At 37.4% G+C, this 25,300-nt stretch carries 20 protein-coding genes and 1 tRNA gene; 5 read left to right on the forward strand and 16 right to left on the reverse strand.

All coding sequences use genetic code 11. The annotated features are described in order from the left end of the window. Positions 1-60: 60 nt before the first annotated feature. Entirely contained in the window at positions 61-1,278 is a 1,218-nt protein-coding gene (locus PPA04_RS03010; RefSeq protein WP_057783077.1) for an ABC transporter permease, read from the reverse strand. Further along, positions 1,271-2,011 (reverse strand): ABC transporter ATP-binding protein, encoded by a 741-nt coding sequence (locus PPA04_RS03015; RefSeq protein ID WP_057783075.1) that lies wholly within the window; start codon positions 2,009-2,011, stop codon positions 1,271-1,273. The genes PPA04_RS03010 and PPA04_RS03015 overlap by 8 nt, the downstream gene beginning before the upstream one ends. Positions 2,012-2,156: 145 nt before the next feature. On the opposite strand from PPA04_RS03015, the gene PPA04_RS03020 reads away from it, so the two are divergent. From PPA04_RS03020 to PPA04_RS03030, 3 genes are all read left to right on the forward strand, one after another. After that, positions 2,157-2,600, forward strand: a complete 444-nt coding sequence (locus PPA04_RS03020) for an HIT family protein (RefSeq protein ID WP_057783073.1) — start codon at positions 2,157-2,159, stop codon at positions 2,598-2,600. A gap of 2 nt (positions 2,601-2,602) precedes the next feature. Continuing rightward, the gene (locus tag PPA04_RS03025; protein ID WP_057783071.1) at positions 2,603-2,956 is read left to right on the forward strand and encodes a hypothetical protein; all 354 of its coding nucleotides are present in this window, start codon (positions 2,603-2,605) and stop codon (positions 2,954-2,956) included. Between the two features lie 121 nt (positions 2,957-3,077). After that, positions 3,078-3,959, forward strand: a complete 882-nt coding sequence (locus PPA04_RS03030) for a peptidylprolyl isomerase PrsA (protein WP_057783069.1) — start codon at positions 3,078-3,080, stop codon at positions 3,957-3,959. 62 nt (positions 3,960-4,021) lie between these two features. On the opposite strand, the gene PPA04_RS03035 is transcribed toward PPA04_RS03030, so the two are convergent. The 14 genes from PPA04_RS03035 to asnB form a co-directional block, all read right to left on the reverse strand. Next, positions 4,022-4,981 (reverse strand): 3'-5' exoribonuclease YhaM family protein, encoded by a 960-nt coding sequence (locus PPA04_RS03035; protein WP_057783067.1) that lies wholly within the window; start codon positions 4,979-4,981, stop codon positions 4,022-4,024. 19 nt (positions 4,982-5,000) lie between these two features. Continuing rightward, complete coding sequence (locus PPA04_RS03040) at positions 5,001-7,643, reverse strand: ATP-binding protein (RefSeq protein WP_057783065.1); 2,643 nt, start codon at positions 7,641-7,643, stop codon at positions 5,001-5,003. Beyond that, positions 7,624-8,853, reverse strand: coding sequence for a metallophosphoesterase family protein (locus tag PPA04_RS03045; protein ID WP_057783063.1), 1,230 nt, complete (start codon positions 8,851-8,853; stop codon positions 7,624-7,626). The genes PPA04_RS03040 and PPA04_RS03045 overlap by 20 nt, the downstream gene beginning before the upstream one ends. A 98-nt stretch (positions 8,854-8,951) precedes the next feature. Then, entirely contained in the window at positions 8,952-9,296 is a 345-nt protein-coding gene (locus PPA04_RS03050) for a YlbF/YmcA family competence regulator (RefSeq protein ID WP_057783061.1), read from the reverse strand. 81 nt (positions 9,297-9,377) lie between these two features. Further along, positions 9,378-11,531 carry a PBP1A family penicillin-binding protein gene (locus PPA04_RS03055; RefSeq protein ID WP_057783059.1) on the reverse strand — a complete coding sequence of 718 codons (2,154 nt, stop codon included), beginning with the start codon at positions 11,529-11,531 and terminating at the stop codon, positions 9,378-9,380. A gap of 199 nt (positions 11,532-11,730) precedes the next feature. Next, a complete protein-coding gene (locus tag PPA04_RS03060; RefSeq protein ID WP_057783057.1) occupies positions 11,731-12,192 on the reverse strand; it encodes an arginine repressor in 462 nt (153 codons plus the stop codon). A 63-nt stretch (positions 12,193-12,255) separates the two neighbouring features. Then, positions 12,256-12,948, reverse strand: a complete 693-nt coding sequence (locus tag PPA04_RS03065; RefSeq protein ID WP_057783055.1) for a Crp/Fnr family transcriptional regulator — start codon at positions 12,946-12,948, stop codon at positions 12,256-12,258. A gap of 96 nt (positions 12,949-13,044) precedes the next feature. Beyond that, positions 13,045-14,166 (reverse strand): aminotransferase, encoded by a 1,122-nt coding sequence (locus tag PPA04_RS03070; RefSeq protein WP_057783053.1) that lies wholly within the window; start codon positions 14,164-14,166, stop codon positions 13,045-13,047. Positions 14,167-14,415: 249 nt separating this feature from the next. Further along, positions 14,416-16,104 (reverse strand): arginine--tRNA ligase, encoded by a 1,689-nt coding sequence (gene argS / locus PPA04_RS03075; RefSeq protein WP_057783051.1) that lies wholly within the window; start codon positions 16,102-16,104, stop codon positions 14,416-14,418. Positions 16,105-16,324: 220 nt separating this feature from the next. Further along, positions 16,325-16,395 (reverse strand) — tRNA-Gly (locus tag PPA04_RS03080). An 88-nt stretch (positions 16,396-16,483) separates the two neighbouring features. Further along, complete coding sequence (locus tag PPA04_RS03085) at positions 16,484-17,194, reverse strand: aspartate/glutamate racemase family protein (protein ID WP_057783049.1); 711 nt, start codon at positions 17,192-17,194, stop codon at positions 16,484-16,486. A 5-nt stretch (positions 17,195-17,199) separates the two neighbouring features. Then, entirely contained in the window at positions 17,200-18,456 is a 1,257-nt protein-coding gene (locus tag PPA04_RS03090) for a carboxylate--amine ligase (protein WP_057783047.1), read from the reverse strand. Further along, complete coding sequence (locus PPA04_RS03095) at positions 18,456-20,000, reverse strand: UDP-N-acetylmuramoyl-L-alanyl-D-glutamate--2,6-diaminopimelate ligase (protein ID WP_057783044.1); 1,545 nt, start codon at positions 19,998-20,000, stop codon at positions 18,456-18,458. Before PPA04_RS03095 ends, PPA04_RS03090 begins: the two co-directional genes overlap by 1 nt. 18 nt (positions 20,001-20,018) lie before the next feature. Further along, a complete protein-coding gene (gene asnB, locus PPA04_RS03100) occupies positions 20,019-21,899 on the reverse strand; it encodes an asparagine synthase (glutamine-hydrolyzing) (RefSeq protein WP_057783042.1) in 1,881 nt (626 codons plus the stop codon). Positions 21,900-22,190: 291 nt separating this feature from the next. Here asnB and PPA04_RS03105 point away from each other — a divergent pair, with 291 nt between their 5' ends. Further along, positions 22,191-23,333, forward strand: a complete 1,143-nt coding sequence (locus tag PPA04_RS03105; RefSeq protein ID WP_057783040.1) for an MFS transporter — start codon at positions 22,191-22,193, stop codon at positions 23,331-23,333. Positions 23,334-23,415: 82 nt separating this feature from the next. Further along, a complete protein-coding gene (locus PPA04_RS03110) occupies positions 23,416-25,242 on the forward strand; it encodes a heavy metal translocating P-type ATPase (protein WP_057783038.1) in 1,827 nt (608 codons plus the stop codon). Positions 25,243-25,300: the final 58 nt, after the last annotated feature.

Consider the following 25,300-nt stretch of genomic DNA (forward strand, 5'->3'; position numbering starts at 1 on the left):
CCTCAAGTTTCTCTTCAAAATTCCGTCATCAATTAATTCTATAGATTGTCCCCACACGCGTCAAGAATTCATTTTCTTAATTCGACTAGGAAAATAAAGCTTAACTAAGAGCCAAACTTCAATTACTCCTAGTACAAAACTCAAGCCGGCTTGCACTATAGAAGTATTTGCGATGCCGACAACCAACGCAAATAAAATAACTGTCCCCACCAGCAAACGACTGACTAACCAATTAAAACCTGCATTTTTGATTGCATTCTTAATGGGATATAAATGTGTGAAGACATTTTCATTATAATTGACTAACAAAGGTAACAATTGAAAACTGATTAAATAGATAAACAGGATTTGCAAAAACAGCGACAAATACATATTTGGCACAAAAATCAATAGCACCATTCCCAAAATAGTCAAACGAAAATATAAGCCACTATAAATCGTACTCCGCATGAGTGCGCGGGAAAACAAATAAACATATGGATTTTTTGAATGACGATCGACCATAGTGAGCAGCCGGTCTAAATATTTACGCCGATGAACCGTTCCGTGGACATTCGGTACATCTGTAAACAAGTTAAAGAAACGATAAATCCTTAACATTCGCTGCTCTTCAACGTTAACGGCTAAATTCCAGCTTAACGATCTTTGTTGCCACTGACTGTTTTCTCTAAGTACTTCAATCAGGCTCTGTACAATTGACAAACCAATAGCAATCCAAACGTTCAAATAAATGCCCATGATCATCCATAATATGGGTAAAATCCAGTCCATTACTAGGCGTTGCCACCACAAAAAAACTTGATTTTGATATAACTGATTTAATGCCATAGAAAGTTGACCAAATTTTAGAATAACCACGGTAATCCCAAAGCCCAAAATTTGCCAGCCGGAAAGATGAAACGCAATAGCCATAAATGGAAATAAAACTGCTATTCCAACAATTTCAACACAGGCACTAAAAATTGCACTATGCACACGGGCTTGTTTTAGGTAAGCATGCATGTCATGTTCTCTAGGAAGCAAAAAAACTGGGTCAGCTTTTTTTAATAAGGTCGCTAAATTGCCTATTTGCAGAATTACCACTAAACATAAAATGGTAACCGGTCCTGCCCACCAACTTGTTGTTTTAAAACCTTTCAAGAAATTGGAATATCCATATCCAAGACCACCTACCAAAAACATCAAAGCAATCACAAAATGATCATTTAAAACGTATCGTAAATATTTCAGCATCTCCAGAAAGTGAGCACGTTGTCTTTTCTTCCAAAGATCAGTCATGTGATTCACCCTCTCTTGCCAATCCAAGATAGATATCTGTCAAAGATTGTCCTAAAGTTGGATTCTGTTTTCTTAAGGAAGCCAAATCACCTTGAGTTTGAATTTTACCGCTATGAAGCAAGATAAATCGATCACAGTATTTCTCTGCCGTATCCAAAACATGGGTGGACATCAACACAGCTGCACCATGCGATTTTCTATCATTAATTAATTTCAATAAATCATCGGTTGCTAATGGATCAAGTCCTAAAAAAGGCTCGTCAATAATGTAGAGTTTGGCATCTGTCAAAAATGCACAAACAATCATCACTTTTTGTTTCATTCCTTTGGAAAAATTATCAGGAAACCAATCCAATTTGTTAGCAAGCCGGAATGTCTTAAGCAATTCGGTTGACCGTTGCCAAGCTCGAGCTGCATCTAAACGATATGCCATAATCGTAAGGTTGATATGTTCTTTTAAAGTCAATTCTGGGTATAAAACGGGTAATTCGGGAATATAAGCAATTTGTTTTTTATAGGCATCACTATCTTGATAAACTGTTTTCCCATCAATCGTGATTCTACCCTTCTGTGGCGTCAACAACCCAATGATGTGATTTATAGTTGTTGATTTTCCGGCTCCATTTAACCCGATCAATCCAACTAGTTCACCCTCGTGGACCTCAAAATTAATGTCTTTTAAAACAGGGATTTGTGAATATCCGCCGACTAAATGCTCAATTTTTAAAACCATTCTAGTTTCTTCCTCTTTCAATACTTGATTTGATTCGATTATATCATGATCTTCCCGTTTTCACAGGTTTCATGAGCAATGTTCTTTTGGGCTTACCTCTAAATATTGGTATAATGAAATCAATTAAGAAAAAGAGGTAATCAATATGGCTAACAAACGTGATGCATCTTGTATTTTTTGTAAAATTATTGATGGTGAAATTCCTAGTTATACAATCTACGAAGACGAAAACATTAAGGCCTTTCTAGACATTTCTCAAGCAACTCCAGGTCATACACTCATTGTCCCCAAAACTCACGTAAAGGACATTTTCGAATACGATCCCGAGTTAGCTTCTAAAACTTTTGCTAAGATTCCTTTAATTGCACAAGCTATTAAGGCTAGTAACCCCAACATCATTGGTATGAACATTGTTAACAATAATGGGTCAATCGCCTACCAATCAGTTTTTCACTCTCATTTTCATCTTATTCCTCGTTACTCTGAAAATGATGATTTCAAAATGATCTTCGGTGACAACACAGATTCCTACTCGAAAGAACAACTTGTTGCTATTCAAACAAAAATAAAATCTGAACTGGAGGCTTAAAAATGGCCAAAAAAAAGAACCACCGTTTACTCAAGTTCACCATTTTGTCCCTGCTAGGATATCGTGGTGGTAAATATGTTCTGTCCCACCCCGATTTTTTAACTAGTATTAAGCAAAGTTTTACAGAAACCATTGAAAGTATCCATCATTTCGGCCAAGCAGTCACCAAATTAAAGGACAGCACTCAAAAATTACAGCAAGCTGTTGCCGACAGTCAACCCACTTTAAATGCCATTCAAAAAGATGTTGACCACTTTCAATATAAATTACAGCCCCGATTAGAAAGAATTGAAAAGCTGACTCAAGATATTAATAAACAACTAGATTCTATTGGTTCTGATAAACCAACAAAATAATGATTCATGAATATAGTTTGAATTTTTATTAAAGATTCATGTAGGCTTATAAAACAAACGGTTTGTATGTTATGATGGTAATTGAAGTTTTTCAAACAATTTAGTTAGGATGTGTTTATGGATGAAGAAATGGTTAATTGCATTAGCCAGCGTTTTTATGGCAGTGAGTTTAGCTGCATGTAGTAAAACAGTTGCAACAACAAAGGGTGGTAAGATCACCGAAAGTGCTTATTATAGTAGCTTGAAGTCAACTTCAAGTGGTAAACAAGTGCTTCAACAAATGATCTTGAATAAAGTTCTCGAAAAGGACTATGGTAGCAAAGTTTCTAAGAAAACTGTTACTAAGCAATACAATGCTTATAAGACAGAATACGGTACCTCATTCAAGAGTGTTTTGACACAAAACGGAATGACAGCTTCAAGTTTTAGACAAGAAATTCGTTCTAATTTACTTTTGAAGGAAGCCGTAAAAGATAATGCTACAATCACTAATGCTGATCTTAAGAAAGAATGGAAGACCTATGAACCAAAAGTTACGGTCGCGCAAATCCTTGTTTCAAAGAAATCAACTGCAGAAACAGTTATCAAAAAGCTTAAAAAGGGCGAAAGCTTTACTAAGCTAGCCAAACAATATTCTACCGACAGTTCTACTAAGAACAAAGGCGGAAAACTTTCAGCATTTGACGATACTAATACTTCTTTAGATTCCAGCTTTACTAAAGCTGCATTTGCTCTTAAAGAAGGCGAATACACCACTACTCCTGTTAAGACAACTTATGGTTACCAAGTAATCAAGATGCTCGACTATCCTTCTAAAGGTAAGATGAGTGATCATACTAAGGCACTTAAAGAACGTATCTGGACTGCTGATATGAGCAGTAGCTCTAAGTTAAAAGCTGTTGTTGCTAAGGTTCTCAAAAAGGGTAATGTTTCAATCAAAGATAGCGATTTGAAGAATGTACTTTCAGATTATCTATCAAGTTCAAGTTCTTCATCTAAATAAGTTCCAAAGTAAAAAGATCAACCAACTTCAAGTTTTGAAGTTTGGTTGATCTTTTTTTGCGCTTATTCTGATTGATGGCCAATTCGTTTATAGAAGTTACGTCCGTCCATTCCAAAAATACGTTCTGAGAAAGTGCCGTCTTTAGTATGGCTAAGTGCCCCGGTGACCATCTGAATGGACGCATCCAAATCATCTAACGCATGTAAGACAACCGCTTCTAATAATAAGGGTTCAATTGGTGAGCCATATTCTTTCAACCCATGATGCGAAACGATCATGTGCCGTAACAGTAAGATGTCCTCACTACTATCACTAATTTTCAGTTCTTGGCAGGCTTTGACAATTTCGCCGTCCATGATAACAATATGACCTAACAGATTTCCCTCAACGGTATAGGTTGTGGAAACTGGCCCTGATAATTCAATTGTTTTACCTAAATCATGTAAAATGGCTCCGGCGTATAATAACGACCGATCCACTTGAGGATATTGATCACTGACACTTTTGGCAAGTCGCAAAATAGATATTGTATGAAATGCTAGTCCACCCTGAAAGGCATGGTGATTTGTTTTTGCGGCCGGATACGTATAAAATTGTTCATCATACTTCTGGAGTAAAAAGCGGACGACTCTATTCCAATTTGGGTTAGTGATGTCAAAGAGAAGTTTGCTGACCTCTTCTTTCATATCAGCAACCGTCATTGGTGCTTTTTTTGTATACAAACTGGGGTTACTAGGTTCTGTTTCTGTTGCCAGTCTCATACCCAAAATCTTAATTTGCGGTGTTCCCTTGTAGTTTTCTCGTTTACCATTTAAAAAAATAACTTTTCCAGCTTCAAAGTTCTTAATATCTTGGGAACTAGCATCCCAAAATTTACCACCAATATCGCCGGATCGGTCTTCAAAAACCATTGCGAGAAAATCTTTACCATTTTTGGCCACACGTACCTCAGCACTCTTAATCAAAACAAAAATGTTTAAGGTATCATCAACTGCAAAGTCAAAAAGTTTTTTACTATCCATTATTAACCGCTCCTTATGCTTATTTAAGCCGAATTACTTGAGACTTTGTATCTAAATCATCAATTTGATCATCAGCTGTAAAATAAATAACTTGATGTTCTTCACTAATCTGATTAAGTAGCGCCATCACATTTTGCTTCCGGTTTGAGTCAAAGTTGACAAAACCATCATCGATAATAATTGGCAAACTGACTAAATCAGCCATCACTTTTACAAACGCCAACCGAATTGAAACATACAACTGTTCGGCGGTTCCTTGAGAAAGTTCCCCCACTTCGGAGCTTTGGTGATCGGAATCAAATACAACAATTGTCTCGTCATCGAAACTAATCTTATTGTACCGTTTATTGGTTAACAAAGAAAAATATTGTTCAGCATAGTTCATAATCTTTGGTAATCGGCCTTGACTAGCTACTGATAAAGTTTCATCAATCCATTGAGCTGCTAATTTTTCGGTCAACCAATCACGTGTTTGGGCCAAGATCTCAGCCTCTAAGTTAGCCTGTTGTTGTTGCAAATTAGCGTAGGTTTCATCATTTGCTAATTGTTGCATTTGTGTGTTCAAAACTGTCTTTTGTTCAACTAATTTTTCCTGTTCATCACGCAACTGGGTCAAATTATTTTCTTGCCTGTGCAATTGGGATTGAATTTCTTCCTGATCAGAAAAGTGTTGCAAGTCTGTTAAAGTACTTTCCCCTAATTGCTGTTTAAGCTGGGCAACTTGTCCTATCATAGCCTCTTGATCAAACTGGGCTTTCTTAGCAGTCTCAAAACTTTCCCAATTTTTCAAAGAAAGTTTCTGGAGATATTCTGATTCAGCTTGCTTAGCTTTTTTACTTTCCAGTTCAACTTGATTAAAACGATCCTGATAATATTTTAGATCTTGTTTATTTTGGTGAGTAATCTTTTGTTCTTGTTCAATTTTTTTGAAATAGTCTGCTAGGTTCTTTAATTGCTGATTAATTGATCCTGTTAAAACTACCCAATCGGCCAATATTTTCGTTCTTTCATTAAACACCGCAATGATTTCTTGATTGTTATGTTGCTGACTTTGATTAGCTCGCTGATCTTCAGATAATCTCTCAAATCGTTTTAAATCATTTTGCATTGCCAACCAGGTTTGTGGATCAGTCTGCGAGATCCCTTTAGCCACACCAAATTTTTGAATCCGCTCGTTCACGTCCTTGCTTTGCTCTGTGATTTCTTGTAGCTGTTTTTGCAAACTTGTCACTTGAGTTTGTAAATCGTCTTCAGCATGATCTGTCTTGTTCTCATTTGGATTGATCAACCATCCACCTAGAATGATGAGTAATCCTAACACTAATAAACCTATTTTGACACCCATTGACAAACTAAGCGCCCAAGGCAAAATGATAATTATAAAACCAATTACTGAAAAGCTCATTTTTAGCTTGTCTTTTGAGTTATTTGAGTTAGGATTGGACGTTTTAAGCAGCTTGTCTTGTAATTCAACAACTTGGTTTTGCAGATTTTGCTTTTCGCGAGTTCGCTCACTTTTTTGCTTTAAATCACGTTGAAGCTGATCAAACTCCTCTTCACTAAAAGGCTCCGGAACTGTTTCTTGAATCCCCAGTTGACGCCGAATTTGATTTTGTTCCGCATCAATTTCAACCTGCTTTTTTCCCAACTGCTCATCTTGAATCACAACATTTTCAATCTTATTTAAATCCTGACGAATGTTCTCAAATTCTTGTTCATGGCTACTATAAAATAAGATTCGCGGATTTTGTTGTTCCTTTTGTTTTAGGTCGGAAATTTTTTCTTGCAGAGTTTGAAGTGTTTGTGCTGCTTCACTAATCTGCTGGTGATTATGTTCAACAGCCTGCATTAAATCGGAAGATATTTCCACAAAATGGCTGTTTAGTTTAGGCGCAAGCTCAAGATATTTTTGATAAGCATCCCAGCCAGACAAATCATGTTTTAGCTTATCTAGTTGGGCTTTGCTAGTTTCAATTTTTACCTGCAATTGCGACAACTTAGTTTGGTTCAAATTCATATCAGTCGCGTATTGTTTATACAATTCAGTTTCATTTGCCGCTTTTTGAACCGACTGACTAAGTGAATCATATTCTTTGAGTAACTTATTTAATGGCCGCACTCGTCCTTTAGGAGCATAAATTTTATCGGCACTCTTTTCAAAGGAACTCTGGAGGCCAATCCATTCATCGCTGCCAACTGCCCCAATTTTTAAAACTCGTTTACGAAATTCATCCCGATCTAATTGGCGCACCTCGGCTAATTCGCTTTGACTAAAACTAAACATCTCATTGAAAAGTGTTTCATCAACCGAACCCAACAAATTGCTCAACTCATCATTTGCCAAAACTTCTTGTGTTGCCACATTTGTTATGGTTAGCTTGCCGCCACTTTTTCCCTTTACACGGGTCAACAAGTACTGCTCATCATGGTTCTCAATTAATAGCTCACCGCCGTATTTGGACCCATTTTTGGGTTCATACCTCAAATAACGGTCAGCTCCTCTTTTGGTGCGAAAGCCAAACAAAACACTTAAAATAAACTGGCGTAAGGTAGATTTTCCGGCCTCGTTGGGACCTGAAAACACAGTTAAGCCATTCGTTAAATCAAACTGTTGGTCTTGCCATTTGCCAAACCCATAAACATTAATCTTTAGTATCTTCATCGTTTTGCTCCTCACGACCACCATTTTCAAGTAGTAAAGTTTCCGCTAAATCCTGGAGTTGTGTATCTTGAGACTTTTCATTTAGGGCTTCAGTAATAAATGAATAATTCAGTAATTTCCCCGCAATTTGAGTCACGTTTTCTTCAGTAAAAATCTTTTTGCGACTTTGCTCCCAAAACCCACTATCCAAAGCACTCAAATTGGATAGTTCTTGAGCTGGTACTGGTGTAATTTCATAAACCCAAGATTGGCTATTTTTAAGAAGCTTTTGCTGAACAACTTCTAATAAACTACCATCTTTAATTCTTGTTAAAACCGCTCCAGATAAGGTCTGGACATTTTTTATTTTGACATCAATAAAGTTAGGTTGCTTATCAAGCAGAATTTCGATGTGATGTAAAATTGTTTTCACAATCTCATCAAACGTGTCGGCCGCCGTCACCTCAATCGTGAGTTTTTGCCAATTAATCACTGAGGCTTCCTTAAATTTCGGAATGAGTTTTTCCCCCTCACTTGAAACCAAATAAAAGCCCTTCGTTCCTGGTTCATTTTTATGCCGTCCTTGTAAATTACCAGAATAAATAATGGCCGGATCTTCATTTAGAACCTGACGTTTGTGAATATGGCCAAGCGCCCAATAATCATAGTGTAAGTTTAATAATTCGGTTTCGGAAAAGGGAGCGTAGTTCGCTTCTGGTGCATTTAAAGAATCCAAACTACCGTGAACCGTACCAATTTCGAAATCAGCTTGATCACGTCCTGGAAATTCGGCCACAATATCTTCTTTCACAGCCTGTTTATCATAGCTAAAGCCAATGATAGAAACGGTCGTCCCATCCTTTAGCGTCAACTGCTCTTTTTGAGGATTACTTGAAAAGACATGCACATTTTTCGGATAATTAATAATTTCCGTATTGTCATTTAAATAATCATGATTACCATAACTCAAATAGACCGGAATTTGTTTTTGATTTAAGCGTTCGAATTGTTCGTTAACAAACAAATCCGCCCTAATGCTGTGTTGAACTTGGTCAAATAAGTCTCCTACAATTAAGACAAAATCCACATTTTCCTTAATGGCCGTCGTGACTAAATTAGAAAACGCCCGATACGTAGAATCATGAATAAGCTGCCACACTTGATCTGGTGCTTTTCGTAATCCTTTAAACGGACTATCCAAATGAATATCTGCTGAATGAATAAATTTCATAGTTTAACTCCTTGATTCATAAAAAAGGGCCAGAACAAATCATCATTTGCACTAACCCTGTTTGTATTTAAAATACGCTTTTTGAAGCGTTATTCATCTTAATTTTGATACAATTCTTGTATCGGTTTAGTAATAATTTGATTGATATCATTTAAAAGTTGGTTCAAATTGCGTTCTTTGTCCATCAACGCCTTAATGACATCCACGTTGCCAACTTGACTCGCAACTTCGCGTGCATGCTTCATCTCATCGTCAGTTAGATCTTCACCATTCATCTGTTTTTGCTGCAAATTAACTTGAACTTCTTGAAAATCTTTAAAAAGTTCATATGCCTTAGGATCTTTCTTCATTTCTGCATATGCTGCACTCAAACTCGTATACTCAGTTGTTTGGCGAATTTCTTCTTCCATTTTGTTTGCAGTATCGTAAATATTAACAGCCATTGTCTTCCTCCTAGATGTTTACGCTTTTATACTGATATTGTATCATACCAAAGCCGGTTTGATACGCGCATTCAATAAAGTTTAATTACCACCAAGAAAATTCTTGGCTTTATCAACCCATTCACTTGCCTTTTGCTTAAAGGATTCTGTTCCTTTTGAAAAGCTTTTTTCTGCGCTAGAAGTACCATTTTGAATACTGTCCCAAATACTAGAACCTGAACTGGAACTTTCCGCGGTAGCTAAAGTAGACGCATTGGTGGTATTGAAACTCGTGCCAGCAGTATTTGGTAAAATGCCTTCCATCTCCGCCTTAAACAAGGAGCTTAAACCAACTCCACTTAGGTTTTCCAAATGGTTCGTTTTGGTGGTATCGTCAAAGCCTTCCCATGTGGCTACCACCGTATCTGGCGTATAGCCAATCATCCATTCATCAGTGGTTGCGTCGCTAGTTGAGGCACCATCTACCTCAGTACTACCGGTCTTACCGGCAATTGTGTACCCAGCAGGTTTCGCATTCACGCCAGTCCCATATGAATCACTATAAACACCTATCATCATACTTGTCATTTCTTTAGCCACTTTTTTGGAAATCACACGTTTGGTTTGTGTCGTATTATTCACAATAGTTTTTCCAGAAGAATCCACAATCTTTCGAATAAAACCGGTTTGCGCCAGTTCACCATTATTCGCAAAAGCCGTGTAAGCACTTGCCAACTGGTAAGGCGAAATACCTGTCGTTAATCCACCCAGAGCTAATGCCAAGTTCTTATCACTTTTATCAATATTCAAACCGAACTTTTGAACAGACGCATACCCTTTAGCCACACCAATCTTATTAAGTAACCAGACTGCTGGGGCATTACGACTCTCCGCCAACGCCTTATACATTGGCAACGAACCCACATACTCATTGTTATAATTTTCTGGGCGATACTTGTTTGTCCCGTAGGATTGTAACTTGTCCGTCAAAGTAGAATCGTAGGAATATCCGCTAGACAATGCTGGTGCATAAACGGCAATCGGCTTCAATGTTGATCCAGGTTGACGTTTCATCTGGGTTGCACGATTAAAGCCCCTGAAAACGTGCTTGCCACGTCCGCCGACTACAGCGGCCACTCCCCCCGTTTTAGGGTTGATCGCAATTGAAGCCGCTTGTACTTTTGTCCCATCTGATGCATTCGCAGGAAAATAACTAGAATTCTTGAATTTTTCCTGCATACTTGTTTGATCGCTCTGATTCAAGTACGTGTAAATTTTGTAACCACGATTCATGATATCAGATTCAGTCAAACCATAGCGACTAATTGCCTCGTTGATTACGGCATCAAAGTAATACGGATACTTATAGCCACTGGTATCTGAAAAAGTATTCGCGGTTGTTAAAGCCGTTCTTTCATACGTTTTTGCTTGAGAAGTCGTTATTTTTTTATTTTCGGCCATCAAGCTTAAAACGACATTCCGTCGTTGTTTTGAAGCCGCGGGGTGATCGGCCGGATTATATGCACTAGGTGACTTCAATATCCCCGCTAAAACAGCTGCTTGGGGGACTGTTAATTGACTTGCAGAAACCCCCAAATAGCGTTTAGAAGCATCTTGAACACCCCAGACACCGTTCCCAAAGTAAGCATTATTCAAGTACATTTCTAAAATTTCTGATTTAGTGTATACATTTTCGACTTCAATCGACAAAAACAGTTCTTTTGCCTTGCGCGTAAAGGTCTGTTGTTGTGATAATAGAGCGTTTTTAACCAGCTGTTGAGTTAACGTACTACCACCACCACTTATATAATTCCGCCTTAATACTTTATTCACTGCATACAACAATGCCGCCCTACCAATTCCTTTAACAGAGAAACCATACTCTTTATAAAAGCCTCTATCTTCAGTTGATATTACTGCATTTTGCACATTGATTGACATCTTGCTTAAGCTGACCCAAGTTCCCTTTTGAGAATACAAGGAGCCGGCTTTTTTATTTTTTGCATCATATACGACCGTTGGTTTTTCTAATTCTGTCTTTAGGTCAGCAACATTAGCCGTTTTGGCCCGGTAAGTCAGATAACCACTCATCACCAAAAAAAAGCTTAAGAACAAAATAATCAACCATCGCGTTAATTGAAATCTTCGCCAGTAACGACCAAAAAGGACTCTAAATTGACGCCAATATGGCGCTAAAAAATGACCAATTCGTTTAATTACCGTTAAAACCGAAGAAAGGAAATTATTAGTTTTCATAAAAGTCTCCGTTTAAATAGAATGTTAGCTGTATTGTATCACAGTTTAAGAACCCCTTTTAAATCCTCATCGAATTTTAAAAGACCCTTAAAAAGCGGCTGAATAATTTTTCTTTTTGAAACCACAAAAACAGAGCAAAACTAGATTTTAACGATAATTGAGCCGTCGTCAAAGCTTCTGGTTTTACTCTGTATTCTTATTAGCCTTCAGCAGATAAATAATGAGCTAACTTTTGATGTAATTGAGTTGCTAATGCTTCATCGGGACTAAAAACCACAATCGTATCAAATCCCGCTAAAGTTCCAACGATTTCTGGCATCTGTGTATCATCAAAAACAGCTGCCAATCGATTACCATCATTTGGTGTTGTTTTAATAATATTAACAAACTGAATTTGATCAATTTGTTGTGCCGTTTGCTTAAAGGTTTTAAAAAGAGCTTCTGCTGGATCTTCATCATTGGTTTCAAAAATCATATACCTTTGATGACCTTCATGATCGGTTCCCTTTACAATATGCATTTCGCGCATATCACGAGAAATAGTAGCCTGCGTTGCCACAACTTGATGAGTTTTCAACAAGGTCATCAAATCATCTTGCTTCGCAACTAGTTGATTTGCAATAAGGTCTTTAATGATCTTTTGACGTTCACTTTTTTTCATAACTGCACTTCACTCCCGTATTAACTTTCTCAAGTATACCAAAATTCAAAAACACATAACAGTCTAGGCTTCTTCGGTATAGATTTCTGGAAAGAAAAGATATTTACGTGAATACTCCAGCTCAGTTTCATCAACTAATTCGTGAATAACTTGGCCAGCTGTTTCTCGGGTAGTGCCCGCAATTGTGGCAATTTCTTTAATTGTTAACGGAAACGGGATTTGTCTGCCGCCTTCCAATTCTATACCATGATGATTATTCAAGTACTTTAATACCTGCTCCACTCTTTTTGTTGCAGATGGAGTCAACGCCCTCTGAATAAAAATCTCCTCTTCTGAAACGACTTCTTGCATCTTTTTAATAATCATTAATGAAAATTTGTGATTACTTTTCAGCAAGCCCTCAAACGTTTTTGTTGGGATAAAAATGACTTCTGCGTTAGTCAACGCTGTAACTGTATAACAATAACGACTGTCAACAAACATCCCCCGTAACGGAAACAGCATATTGGGACTGAGAAAGCTCACGTAGGACGCGTCCTCTTTGGCATCGAATGATCTGATTTTTAAAAAACCCTTTTTTAATATAAACGTGTAATTTCGATCATCGTGCTGATCAACCAAATTCTGACCCTTGGCAATCTTCTTGTAATGCAGACAACTTACCACCTTTTTATATTCGGAAGCTTTAAGAATATGACTTCCTGGGACATGTGCTAGATGACGCTCAAAAATTCTTTGTTGCTTGGGGTTAATCATATAGTTAGCCTCTTTTCAAAAAAATATAATGTATCTATTATCCCAGAAACAGATATAAAAGCCAAGAATTATTCTTAAAATAGTTTGACGTGATTTTTACTCACACTGATTTAAGAAATCACCTAATTTTTTCAATCCAATCTTTAACGTTTCTGTATCTGTACAGTAGCCAATACGAGCATGCCCTGGCATATCGAATCTAGATCCAGGAACAATTAATACGCCAGTCTTTTGCAACAACTCTTCGCAGAATTCTTCATCATGCATTTGAATATTTAGTTTGACACAGGCTGTTGAAACTTGTTCTGGCATAATTATTTCTACTTTGGGTTGATTCTTGACCCACTGCTCTAAAATTTTATGATTTCTTTGTACTAATTTTCCGTTACGCTGTAAAATGGCCTTTCGGTTTCGCAATGTCATACAAGCCAATGTATCATTAACCACACCGCCTGAAATCATTGTATAATCCCGATATTTTCTAAATATGTCGGCAAGTTCTTTAGACTGAGTTGCAATCCAACCAATTCGTAATCCAGGAACAGAATACGTTTTTGAAAGGCTATTTACAGAAATTCCCTTTTCATATAAATCAGCGATATCTGGAAATTCATCAATTTTATCCACCGGCTGATAGACTTCATCAGCTAAGACATAAGCGCCAACTTTTCTAGCCAACAAAACGACCTGCTCCAACAACGCCTTATTGAGGAGGCTGCCAGTTGGATTTTGAGCATTATTTAAACAAATCATCTTGGTTTTTGGCGAAATAAGCTGTCGTAATTGAGCCAAATCAGGTTGCCAATTTAAACTCTCTTTTAAATCCCACTCATCAACTTTCACGCCCAAAGACTTGGGCAAATCATACAGTTGCTGGTAACTGGGATATAAGGAAATGATGTGATCTCCGGGGTTCAATAAACTGAAGAGTGCCAAAAAGTTTCCACCGGTAGCACCATTTGTCTGTAAAATATTTTGACTATCAACCTGGTCGTATAGTTGCGCAACTAATTTTTTAAATTCTGGTGATCCTTCGATCCAACCATAATTTAATTTAGTGTTTAAATATTTAGTAAATGTCGCTGTCGGATCCTGGCTATCAAAACTAAGTAATTCCCCCAAAGTTAGTGAACTAATTGTGCTCTGCGAGATATCAAATTGAGCCGCTTTTTCATTTTTGTTTAGCCATTCTTCGACACCAAAGCCTTTGATTTCCATCTTTGTTTCCTCCTCAAATATAATTCGACTCAATTAATACCTCAACATATCTATTGTATCAGGTCTTAATTTTGCATGCTTCGAGATTCCCTACTTTTGAAATGAGAAATTCTTCTCATTTTCGGCTATTTTGGCCTATATTTAAGAGGTTGAGGAAACTTTTTCCCCAACCTCTTCTTTTTTATGAATTTCATTAGGTAAAACATGATCAATATCCTCACTTTTACCTAACTTACGATTTTTTGTAAATTACATTTCTGATGGTGCTTGGACACCCAAAAGGCTCAAAGCAATTTCTAGCACAACACTGACACTTTGAACAAGTGCAAGGCGCGCATTTAAATCGTCGTCTTCAACTAACACTTTTGAATTGGCATAGTATTGGTTGAAAGATTTAGCTAAATGTAGCGCATATTTAGCAATAACTGAAGGTTCATATTCCTTTACTGCCCGTAAAATAGTCTCTGGAAATGCTTGCAAGAACTTCAATGTTTCCCAAGCATTAGGATCTGCTAAGTTCAAGTCGGTAATTTTCACTTTATGATCCGACTTTCTTAAAATACTTTCCGCACGTGCTCTTGTGTATTGCACATAAGGACCAGTTTCGCCTTCAAAACGAACAACTTCGCTCAAATCAAAATCAAACGAGTTCATACGCTCATTTTTCAAATCATGGAAGATGACAGCTCCTACCCCAACTTCATGCGCGACCTTATCAGCATCCTTCAAATCAGGGTTCTTAGATTGAATTTGTTGTTTAGCTAAATCGATGGCATCATCTAAAACTTTATCTAGTAAGACAACTCGACCAGAACGAGTTGACAGCTTCTTACCATTCAACGTGATTAAACCAAACGGAATGTGGTGGATATTATCTGACCAATCAAAGCCCATTTCTTTTAAAACAGCTTTCAACTGTTTAAAGTGATTAATCTGCTCTGCACCAACGACATATAAAGATTGTACAAAGTCATAAGTCCGTTTTCGATAAATAGCAGCTGCCAAATCACGGGTAATATACAGAGTTGCGCCATCTGTCTTCTTAATTAGCGCCGGATTCAAATTATATTTATCAAGGTCAACAATTTCTGCTCCTTGACTTTCTTTTAAGAGGTTCTTATCCTCTAAGAGTTGAACAACTTCATCCATTTTATCATTATAAAAAGCTTCACCCTTATAGGAATCAAACGTAATTCCTAACTTATCGTAGATCCGTTTAAATGATTTCAATGAAACAGAACGGAACCATTGCCAAAGTTCAGTGGCTTCTTTGTCGCCATCCTCAAGCTTTTTAAACCATTTGCGCGCTTCATCATCTAGTTCAGGGTGTTCCTGGTCTTCTTTATGAAAACGCACGTAATATTCAAGTAATTTATTGATTGGATCAGCTTTAACTTCTTCTTCACTTCCCCAGAGTTTGTAGGCTTCAATAAGCTTACCAAATTGGGTCCCCCAATCGCCTAAATGATTAATTTTAACGGGTTGGTAACCCGTTTTGGATAGCAAATTGGCCAAAGAATTACCAATTACAGTTGATCGCAAATGACCCATTGAAATTGGTTTAGCAATGTTAGGCGAAGACATATCGATTGGCACTTTACCGTTATTACCGATTGTGGCATCCCCATAGTGGCTATTTTGCGTTAAAACGGTTTGTAAAACTTCATTACTGAACGTACCTTTATCTAAGAAGAAGTTCACATAAGGTCCTTGTGCTTCAACTTTTTCATAACCAGATTTATTGATTTGTTCCACTAAATCCTTTGCGATCATTTGTGGGGCCTTGTGCAAAGTCTTAGCCAACACAAACGTTGGAAAAGCATAATCTCCAAGATTTGTCGCCTTTGGTACTTCAATCTTTTCGTAAACTACCTGCTCATCTAACTGATTATCTAAGGCATCTACAATACTTTGTGCCACTTGTTTCTTGTAATTCATCTTTAGTTCCTCCATTTATAAATTCAAATTAAAAAAGTCTCTTACAAATAAACTTTGTAAGAGACGAGAAAACCCGCGGTACCACTCTAATTGATTTTAAAATCCACTCAATTTCTTAAATTATAAACATAAAAGCACGTTCACTAACTTTTTCTATTCGGCTTCCACCATTCCGAACTCGCTAAAAGAAAATGAATTAGGTACTACTCTCTTACGGAAAAGCGGGCAACGGGAATCGGACCCGCGACGCAAGCTTGGGAAGCTTGAATTTTACCACTAAACTATGCCCGCAAACACAAAAGTAAGTATAGCATATTGACCAATTTTTGTCATGAATGTTTTCATCTAACTAGTCACTTACTAACCTACTCTATCATAATTATTTTGCTCTTAACTTTGTTGCTAATTCAATTGACTTATCAACCAAGATTGATTGAGAATCAGCAACTGGAAATTTCAGTTCAGGAGCCAGTTCTTGCGCGTAAGATAATTCCGTACAACCTAGAATAACAACCTCAGCACCTTGCTCTTGAACCATTCGTTTCACAATTTCATGGAAAAGCTCACCATCAACCTGATTTTGGTTTTTAATATCATCAAAAATTAATTCAGTCGTTAGCTTTTGAATTTGATCAGTTGGTTTCACAACTTCTAAATTCTGTTGAATTAGTTCCCGATCATAAATGCCATCAGTCGTGGTTCCTTTTGTTCCAATAACCCCAATTCGCTTAGCATCTGGATAATTCTTTTTGATGTAACTTACAGTTTCTCGTGGCATATGCACAATTGGTACAGGTGTTGCCGCTTGTAAATCATCATAAAAGTAATGAGCAGTATTGCAGGCAATCACAAAAAAACTAGGTTTTAATTGACTTTGTTCCTTAATATCCGCCAACAGATCAGGTAATGGACTTGGTTGAGAATGGTCCATCAGATATGTGGAACGATCTGGAACTGTGGCATGGTTTACTAAAATATAATTAAAGTAATCTTGGTCTTGATGAGCGGGTGTTCGTTTGTTTAACAACCGCAAATAACTTTCCGTTGCCGGTGTCCCCATACCACCAATAATTGTAAAGAAATCTTTCATTTAACTCATCCCTTGTTTTCTTCAAAATAACGATCAAAATTTTTAGCATAGTTGTGATTCATCCAAGTCAATAACGCAAATCGCTTAGGATTCATATCTTTTTTATCAAAAGCTGTCATCCCATATCGTTTTTGCTTGATAAGTTGTAAGGCGGTTAATTTATCTCGGTTATCACGGGCATATTTTTTGAACACCCGAATTGGCACGCCTAACCATAACTGATGGGTATCCTCAGATCGGTTAGCATAGACAGTCGGCTTATTCTTCAAATCTTCGCTCACATAATCTTGCACAACCCACTGAGCAAGATTATAACCATTCAACGTCACAAAGAAACTGCTTCGTCCTTGGCGTAAGTTAATTTCAAATAGTTTATAGGTCTTATCACGAGAATCATACTTCAAATCAAAATTAGCATAACCGGTAAAATTGATCTTTTCTAAGAAATCTTGGATCGTCTTATAAATCGTCGAATTGTATTCAGGTAAAATTGCCACATAATTGCCGATAGCAGATGGTGCAACATCTTCTAATAGAGGATGACCCAAACACATCATTTTAACGTGATGATACTGATCCACATAGGCATTCAAGACACGCATGTTACTGTCATCACCAGGGACAAAATCCTGTAAAATCAAATCGGAAGTATAGCCATTGTCGTAAATCTTCCCAACAATTTCATCAAACTCCGCACGTGATTGAATACGAAAGGCCTTTTTTCGACCCTCAAAATGAATATCAAGCCATTCCACACTGTTGGCAGGTTTTAAAGCGACTGGATAACCAAATGGTTCTTCAATTTCTTCAGAACTTTCATATTCATCTTTAGTAATGATTCTAGTCTTAGGATATGGTAAATCAAACTCATCACAAATTTTATAAAAACGTTCTTTGTTGTTTAATTGACGTAGCAAATCATAATCAACATATGGGCAAATGAAGGTTTTAGAAAGTTCTTCTTTGTGTTTTGAAATTAATTCGGCATATCCATCACCCATTCCAAGCAAAATCACCTTTTCAGAACGATTTTCATAACGCTTGGCAATCTTCTTCATCGTTTCAAAGAAAACGGGATCCTCTGAAAAACCAGGAATCAACTCCAAATCCACGATTTTTGTGAATCGGGTTGGAGCTAATTCTTTTTCTGCAAATGCTTTGACCTTTTTGCCAGTCATTTCATAAAATGAACGCGCCATTCCATATGCATTAAAATCACTACCTAATAGCACTGGTATATAATCATTTTTTGAGTTTTCCATTACGCCAATCCTTTCAAAACTTCTTTTGCAACTTTCATATCTGTTGGCCAAGGAGTATCAACTCCTCTGACTTTTTGATATGGGTCCTCTCCTTTAGCTGCTAAGACAACAACATCCTCTGGACGACTAATTGAAATTGCCCGTTTAATTGCAGAATAACGATCAATAACTTTTTCAACCTGCACTTTTGTATGATCAATGTAGCTGTCAATCACATCAATGATTGCACTTGGCTCTTCAAACCCTGGATCGTCCGTCGTTAAAATTGCAACATCTGCATGAGCAGTGAGCGCCTCGCCAAAGCCCTTTCGCCGAGAAATTCCCTTGTCTCCTGGACTACCCACAACCACAATCATACGTCCTTTTGGATACTGACTTTTTAAAAAGCTCAAAAGGGCATTCATGCTGGCATAATTATGGGCATAATCAACATAGATGACCCCATGATTTTTCGAAACCACGGATTCCATTCGGCCCGGGACTTTCATCTTTGTTAACAAGTTGTGCGTTTGATCATAAGTCGCACCAGCTAATCCGGCAGCAATCAAGGCACTTGTGGCGTTGCTTTGATTATAGTCACCAGGCATACTCAAATCATAACGACCATCAATCTTTAAAGCTTTTGCTCTTGGACTTACTGCTTTGACTTCAATCTCGGTCAATCGCAAATCATCACGATCATTATAAAAAACAACATCAATAGGAACTGCGCGATTAATTTTAGCATTTGCCTGCTTAAATAAATAAATTTTTTCTGGATCTGTCGTTGCACGAGCAGCCTGATAAATTTCTTCAAGATGAGCAGTTTGTGCATTAATCACACAAACATCCGAATTAACCATCAATTGCATTTTACAATGCAAATAATTTTCAAATGTCGGATGTTCATTACGGCCAATATGGTCAGGCGTAATATTCAGGAATACTCCTACGTCATAATGTAGACCATATACCCGATTTCGTAAATAAGCCTGTGAGGAAACTTCCATAACAAGCGAATGCATGCCATTATTGACAGCTTCTCGCATATCGTGAAATAAATTTAACGATTCAGGCGTTGTTAAATCAGATTTAAATTCTTGTTCTGGTTTAGGTCCCGTTATACGATCAATGGTTGAAAATAAGGCAGCTTTATTTTCCGAAATGGTTTTTAAAATATGGTGCGTAAAATAAGCCGAAGTTGTTTTACCTTTTGTGCCTGTGAAAGCAATGATAAACAAATCATTTTGCGGATAATCATAAAAAGCTGCCCCTATTAACGCCATCGCTTTGGTCACGTCGGTTACAATAATGCCACACATCATTGGAACTTCTTCAAATTGCTGTTCTGCAATGTAAACCGTCGCGCCTTTATCCTGTGCGACTTTTAGATAATCTGGTTTAAAATTACCCTTACAAAAGAAAAGGTCATTGGCAACTGCATGACGAGAGTCATATTTAACCCCCGTTATTTTTTGATGATCGCCTTTAACATTATTTACTATTTGTTTCAGTAAATGATGTTCTTTTAAAATCATGGTAATTTCGGCAATCTCGAGTGCCATATTTTCCATCTCCAAATATTAAACTTGTGTGCGACGAACTAACTTACTTGTTGTGGCTGTAGTATTTTCTGGGAAATAAACTTCATACCACAAAATAAAGGTGTAAATTGTAAAAATCTTTTGCATACTTGATTTGCCATTAATATGTTCATGCAGAATATGCATTAAAGCCTCTGGTTTGAAAAAACGTTTGGCAACATCAGAGTTAAAGGCTGTTTCAATCCGTTTACGATACTTGTCTTCTTTAATCCAACTCGCAATTGGGGATGGGAAACCCATCTTCTCTTTCTTCGCTACTCGTTCTGGAAGTTCACTTTCAGCAGCCGTTCGCAAAGAAATCTTTGTCTCTTCTTTATGAATTCGAGTTTTAATTGGCATCGTTGCCGCAAACTTAGCCACTTCTTTATCAACTAATGGTGTGCGAACTTCCAAGGAATTACACATACTCATCCGATCTGCCTTATGCAAGATATCAAATGGTAGCCAAGTATTGATATCAAAATATTGCATTTGAGTCATTTCATCTTTGCCCTTGACCTCATCAAAAATATGTTTGGTGTAAGCACCAGAATCCACATTTATACTAGGATCACGTAAGATTTCATCCCGTTCATGTTTGTCAAAAACATAATTAACTCGGTAATAACGTTCACTTAATGGCTCTGCACCTCGAACTAAGAAACGTTTGCCATGGAATCTTGGCAGATTTTGAACCAGTTTAGCAAGACCTGTACGCACAAACTGAGGTACCCATTTTTGATAACGTTCAAATGGAAATGCTTCTAAATAAGTGTTATACCCACCAAAGAATTCGTCGGCACCCTCACCTGACAAGGCAACCTTCACATGTTCCCTTGTCCCTTTAGACAAGTAATAAAGCTGCATTGCTGAAGGATTGGACAATGGTTCATCCATGTAATACATAATGGTTGGCAAAATATCAAAATAGTCGTCACCATCCATCGTTAAAGGTGTGTTTTGTTGATGAATTTCTTTTGCAAATTCAGTCGAATAACTTAATTCACTGTACTTTGAATTATTAAACCCAAGTGAAAATGACTGAATTGGCTTTAATTTAGCTGCTTCAGCCAAGACATAGCTTGAATCGATCCCACTTGATAAGAAACTACCAACTTCCACATCCGCAATCATATGAGCCTTCACAGAATCCTTGACAATTCCGCGGATCTTCTTGGCATCACCTTCAATGGTTTGTGATTCGTCAATATGATCATAATTAAATTTAAAGTACGTATGGGTTTCAGTTTTGCCGTCTTTGTGCAAGAAATATGTTCCAGGTAAAAGTTTGTACACATTCTTGAACATTGTTTCTTTTGAAGGAATGAATTCAAAACTTAAATGAATTGGTAGCAATTTTTCATTGAATTCTTTGTGGAACTTTGGATGCTCCAAAAAGGCTTTGATTTCTGATCCCCAAAGGAAGGATTCACCATCATCATAATAGTAAAGCGGTTTAATTCCAAAATGATCCCGCGCACCAAACACTTCTTTTTTCTGCGTATCATAAATCACAAAAGCGTACATTCCGCGAAGCTTTTGTAAAAGGTCTGCCCCCCATGCATCATAGCCATGGATCAACACTTCGGAATCTACATCAGTTTGAAAATTATATCCTAATTTTTTTAATTCTTCACGAATCTCTTTATAATTGTAAATTTCACCATTAAAAGTTAAAACTTTGGTTTTCGTTGAGTTCAGCATTGGTTGTTTACCATGTGCCAAATCAATAATTGAGAGACGTCTAAAACCTAAAGAAGCATCTTCGTCTTGAAAATAAGCCTCATCATCTGGACCACGATGTTTAATCCGGTCCGCCATTGATTTAATAACATCAGAATTGACATCAGTTTGGTTGAGATACCCCACAAATCCACACATTTTATAGACTCCCTTTTTTTTCTTAGTTATATTAGTTATTTGATTGATAATTTAACGACTTGATCCTCAATTAATAAATTACCGTAACAAAAATATTTTACCAAATTTAGCACTAGAATACTACCAGCAGTGAAAACTCAATAATTGCCATCCGTCTTTAATCTTATCTTGATTTTCCATTTTTATTGTCAGCAGTTCTTGAAAATCGTTGAAATTTGCTAATCCTTATGTAATAGTATGATTAACATTTAATTAGAAAATTATGAGCTCCACAGAAAGGCGTTATTTCCTATGAAAAATAAACCGGTTTTATTTACAAACATGTTGGTCAATATGGGTATTGGTCTGATTATGCCGATCACCACCCTTTACATTCATAGGACTTTAAACAAAAGCTTAGTAACTGCAGGTTACGTGCTTTTTTGTTTTTCAGGAGCTATGATGATTGGCAACCTGATTGGCGGCAAGCTCTTTGATAGTTGGCGGCAAAAACCACTCATGTATGTGAACGGAATTGGCGTTGTGACTGCTTTATTTCTACTAGGGCTTTTCCCACAATGGCCGATTTATCCGGTCTTAATCACGCTATACGGCCTGTTTTTAGGTGGCCTAAATTCCGCCATTAATGGTTACATTGCCTTCCTTCAAGTCCAAGATCCTAACATTTTTAATAACGGTTACTGGTTCGCTAGCTTAGGCATGGGATTTGCTACCTTTATGTCAGGAATTTTATTTGGGATTAGTATCCGCATGGTCTTTTTTAGTTCTACTGTCTTATTTTTGTTAACAACATTGCTGATTAGACTGTCATTTAAAACTATCAAAAAACATCCAGTAACCACTAATCAAGGTATAACTGATAACGGTTCTCGACACGCTCTAGGAAGTATTCTCATTATTTGTTTGGTCATGGTCATAATTTGGATCTGCTATGAACAGTGGAATAGTAATGTTTCGGTACTGATGGTTGCTAAACACATCTCTGTTCCTAAGTATAGTCTCCTTTTTACAATCAGTACTGTAGAAATTATTTTAATTCAACCATTTACCACTCGTTTATTCAAACCCAGTTTTAAGGCCGAAAAAATGCGCATTATTTTAGGATTAATTTCGTTTGCCCTTTCTTATTTGGCAATTATTAATACTGGAAGCTACTGGCGTTATGTCTTAGGCATTACCTTAGTCACTTTTGGTGAAATGTTGGCCCTCATCGCAATCCCGGCTTTATTAAACCGGTTTGCTGATGATCGTAATCGAGGCACCATCCAATCTGTAGGGAGTTTTGCCGGATCCATGGGTCGCGCACTTGGTCCTTTATTTGGTGGCTATTTTATTACGGCTTTTGACTATAGCTGGACCTTCTTGGGCATGTTTATTATTCATCTATTGCTAATCATTCCGGTCTTCATGCTAAGGATGAATAAGCCCAAATAATTCTTCATTCTACTGGTAATTTGACTAGATTTCATTTATAATGGTTTTAGAATCATTCTAAATAAGAAAGAAGTTACTGGGTATGAAACATACTACTAAATTTTCCTTAGTTGTCCTTCTTGGGGTTTTAGCACTTTTCCTAGAGTTTGTTTTCCATCTCAATTTAGTTGCTCAAATTATTATCACTGTGGTAGGAATCCTGATTTCGATCTCCATGTTAATTGAAATGATTAAGACCTTGCGTGCTGGCAAATATGGAATAGATCTGTTGGCGATCACGGCTATCATTGCTACCTTAGCTGTTGGGGAATATTGGGCAAGTATCGTAGTGCTCATTATGCTGACTGGCGGGGATTCCTTAGAAGATTATGCCGCCCATAAGGCAGGCAAAGAACTTCAAAATCTGCTCGACAATTCTCCACAAAATGCCCATGTGCTCTTAGATGGCAAAATTACCACCAAACCGGTTGATGCTGTTCAAATTGGTGACCAAGTTGTGGTCAAACCTGGCGAAGTCGTACCTGTTGATGGGATTGTGCTATCCGGCTCTTCAATTTTTGATGAATCTTCATTAACTGGTGAATCTAATCCAGTATCTAAATCGCTTAATGATGACCTGATGTCCGGATCCATCAATGGGGATGGCGCCATTACGATGAAAGTCACAAAAATAGCCGCCGATAGTCAGTATCAAACAATTGTTAAACTGGTCAAAGCTTCCGAGGCACAACCTGCTCACTTTGTTCGTTTAGCGGATCGATACGCCATTCCATTTACAATTGTTTCTTATCTCATTGCCGGAATTGCTTGGTATATTTCAAAAGATCCTGTTCGCTTTGCAGAAGTTCTCGTTGTGGCTTCCCCATGTCCACTGATTTTGGCGGCACCAATTGCGCTTGTATCTGGAATGAGTAGTGCGAACCGAAATGGAATTATCATTAAAAATGGTACAACAATTGAAAAATTTGCCACTGCCAAAACAATTGCCTTCGATAAAACAGGAACGCTGACGAAGGGAATTTTAGCCATCGATCAAATTAAAAGTTTGCCACCTTACACAAATGAACAATTATTAAGCCTTGCAGCTAGTGCTGAACAACAATCAAGCCATATCTTGGCCCGTTCCATTGTAAATGCTGTTGATTCTAAAACACTTTTGCCAGTTTCAGACATTCAAGAAGTTACCGGCATGGGTATTACGGCTCAAGTTGATCACCAACAGATCAAAATTGGCCGTCAAAAATTTGCAACTCGAGAAATTAAGCCGTTATCTAAACAAACTGCAATCTTTGTTTCCATCAACGATAAATTTGCAGGTTACATTACTTTTTCTGATCAAATTCGCCCTGAAGCACAAATTACAATCTCGCAGTTAAATGAATTGGGCATCAAAAACACCTTAATGATTAGTGGCGACCAAAAAGCTACTGCTGAAATGGTCGGTAACCAAATTGGAATCGCAAAAGTTTATTCTGAGTGTTTACCTAAAGACAAAATTGCGGTTTTGAAGGATCAAGAAAATCATCTCCGTCCGGTTGTTATGGTAGGTGATGGCGTCAATGATGCGCCATCATTAACCGTCGCTGATGTTGGAATTGCAATGGGAGCGCGTGGTTCAACCGCTGCCAGTGAATCGGCCGACATTGTGATCCTAAAAGATGATTTAGGTCGAGTTGCGCGTGCTTTGAGCATTTCTCAATATACTATGAAAATCGCGAAACAATCCGTTTTAATTGGCATTTTTATCTGTATTGGTCTGATGCTCGTCGCTGCCACTGGTATCATCCCTGCCTTGCTTGGCGCGCTATTTCAAGAAGTTGTCGATACCGTCACGATTCTTTGGGCCTTACTTGCCCATCGAGATAACGCTAGTCTAAAAGCATTAATTGCGCAACAAAAGAATAATTAATTCCACAAAAAAACTATTCATGTGAAGTGCCTTTGCATTCCACGTGAATAGTTTTTTT

It is taken from the genome of Pediococcus parvulus (genome assembly GCF_007990205.1).
GTDB classification, from domain to species: Bacteria; Bacillota; Bacilli; order Lactobacillales; family Lactobacillaceae; genus Pediococcus; species Pediococcus parvulus.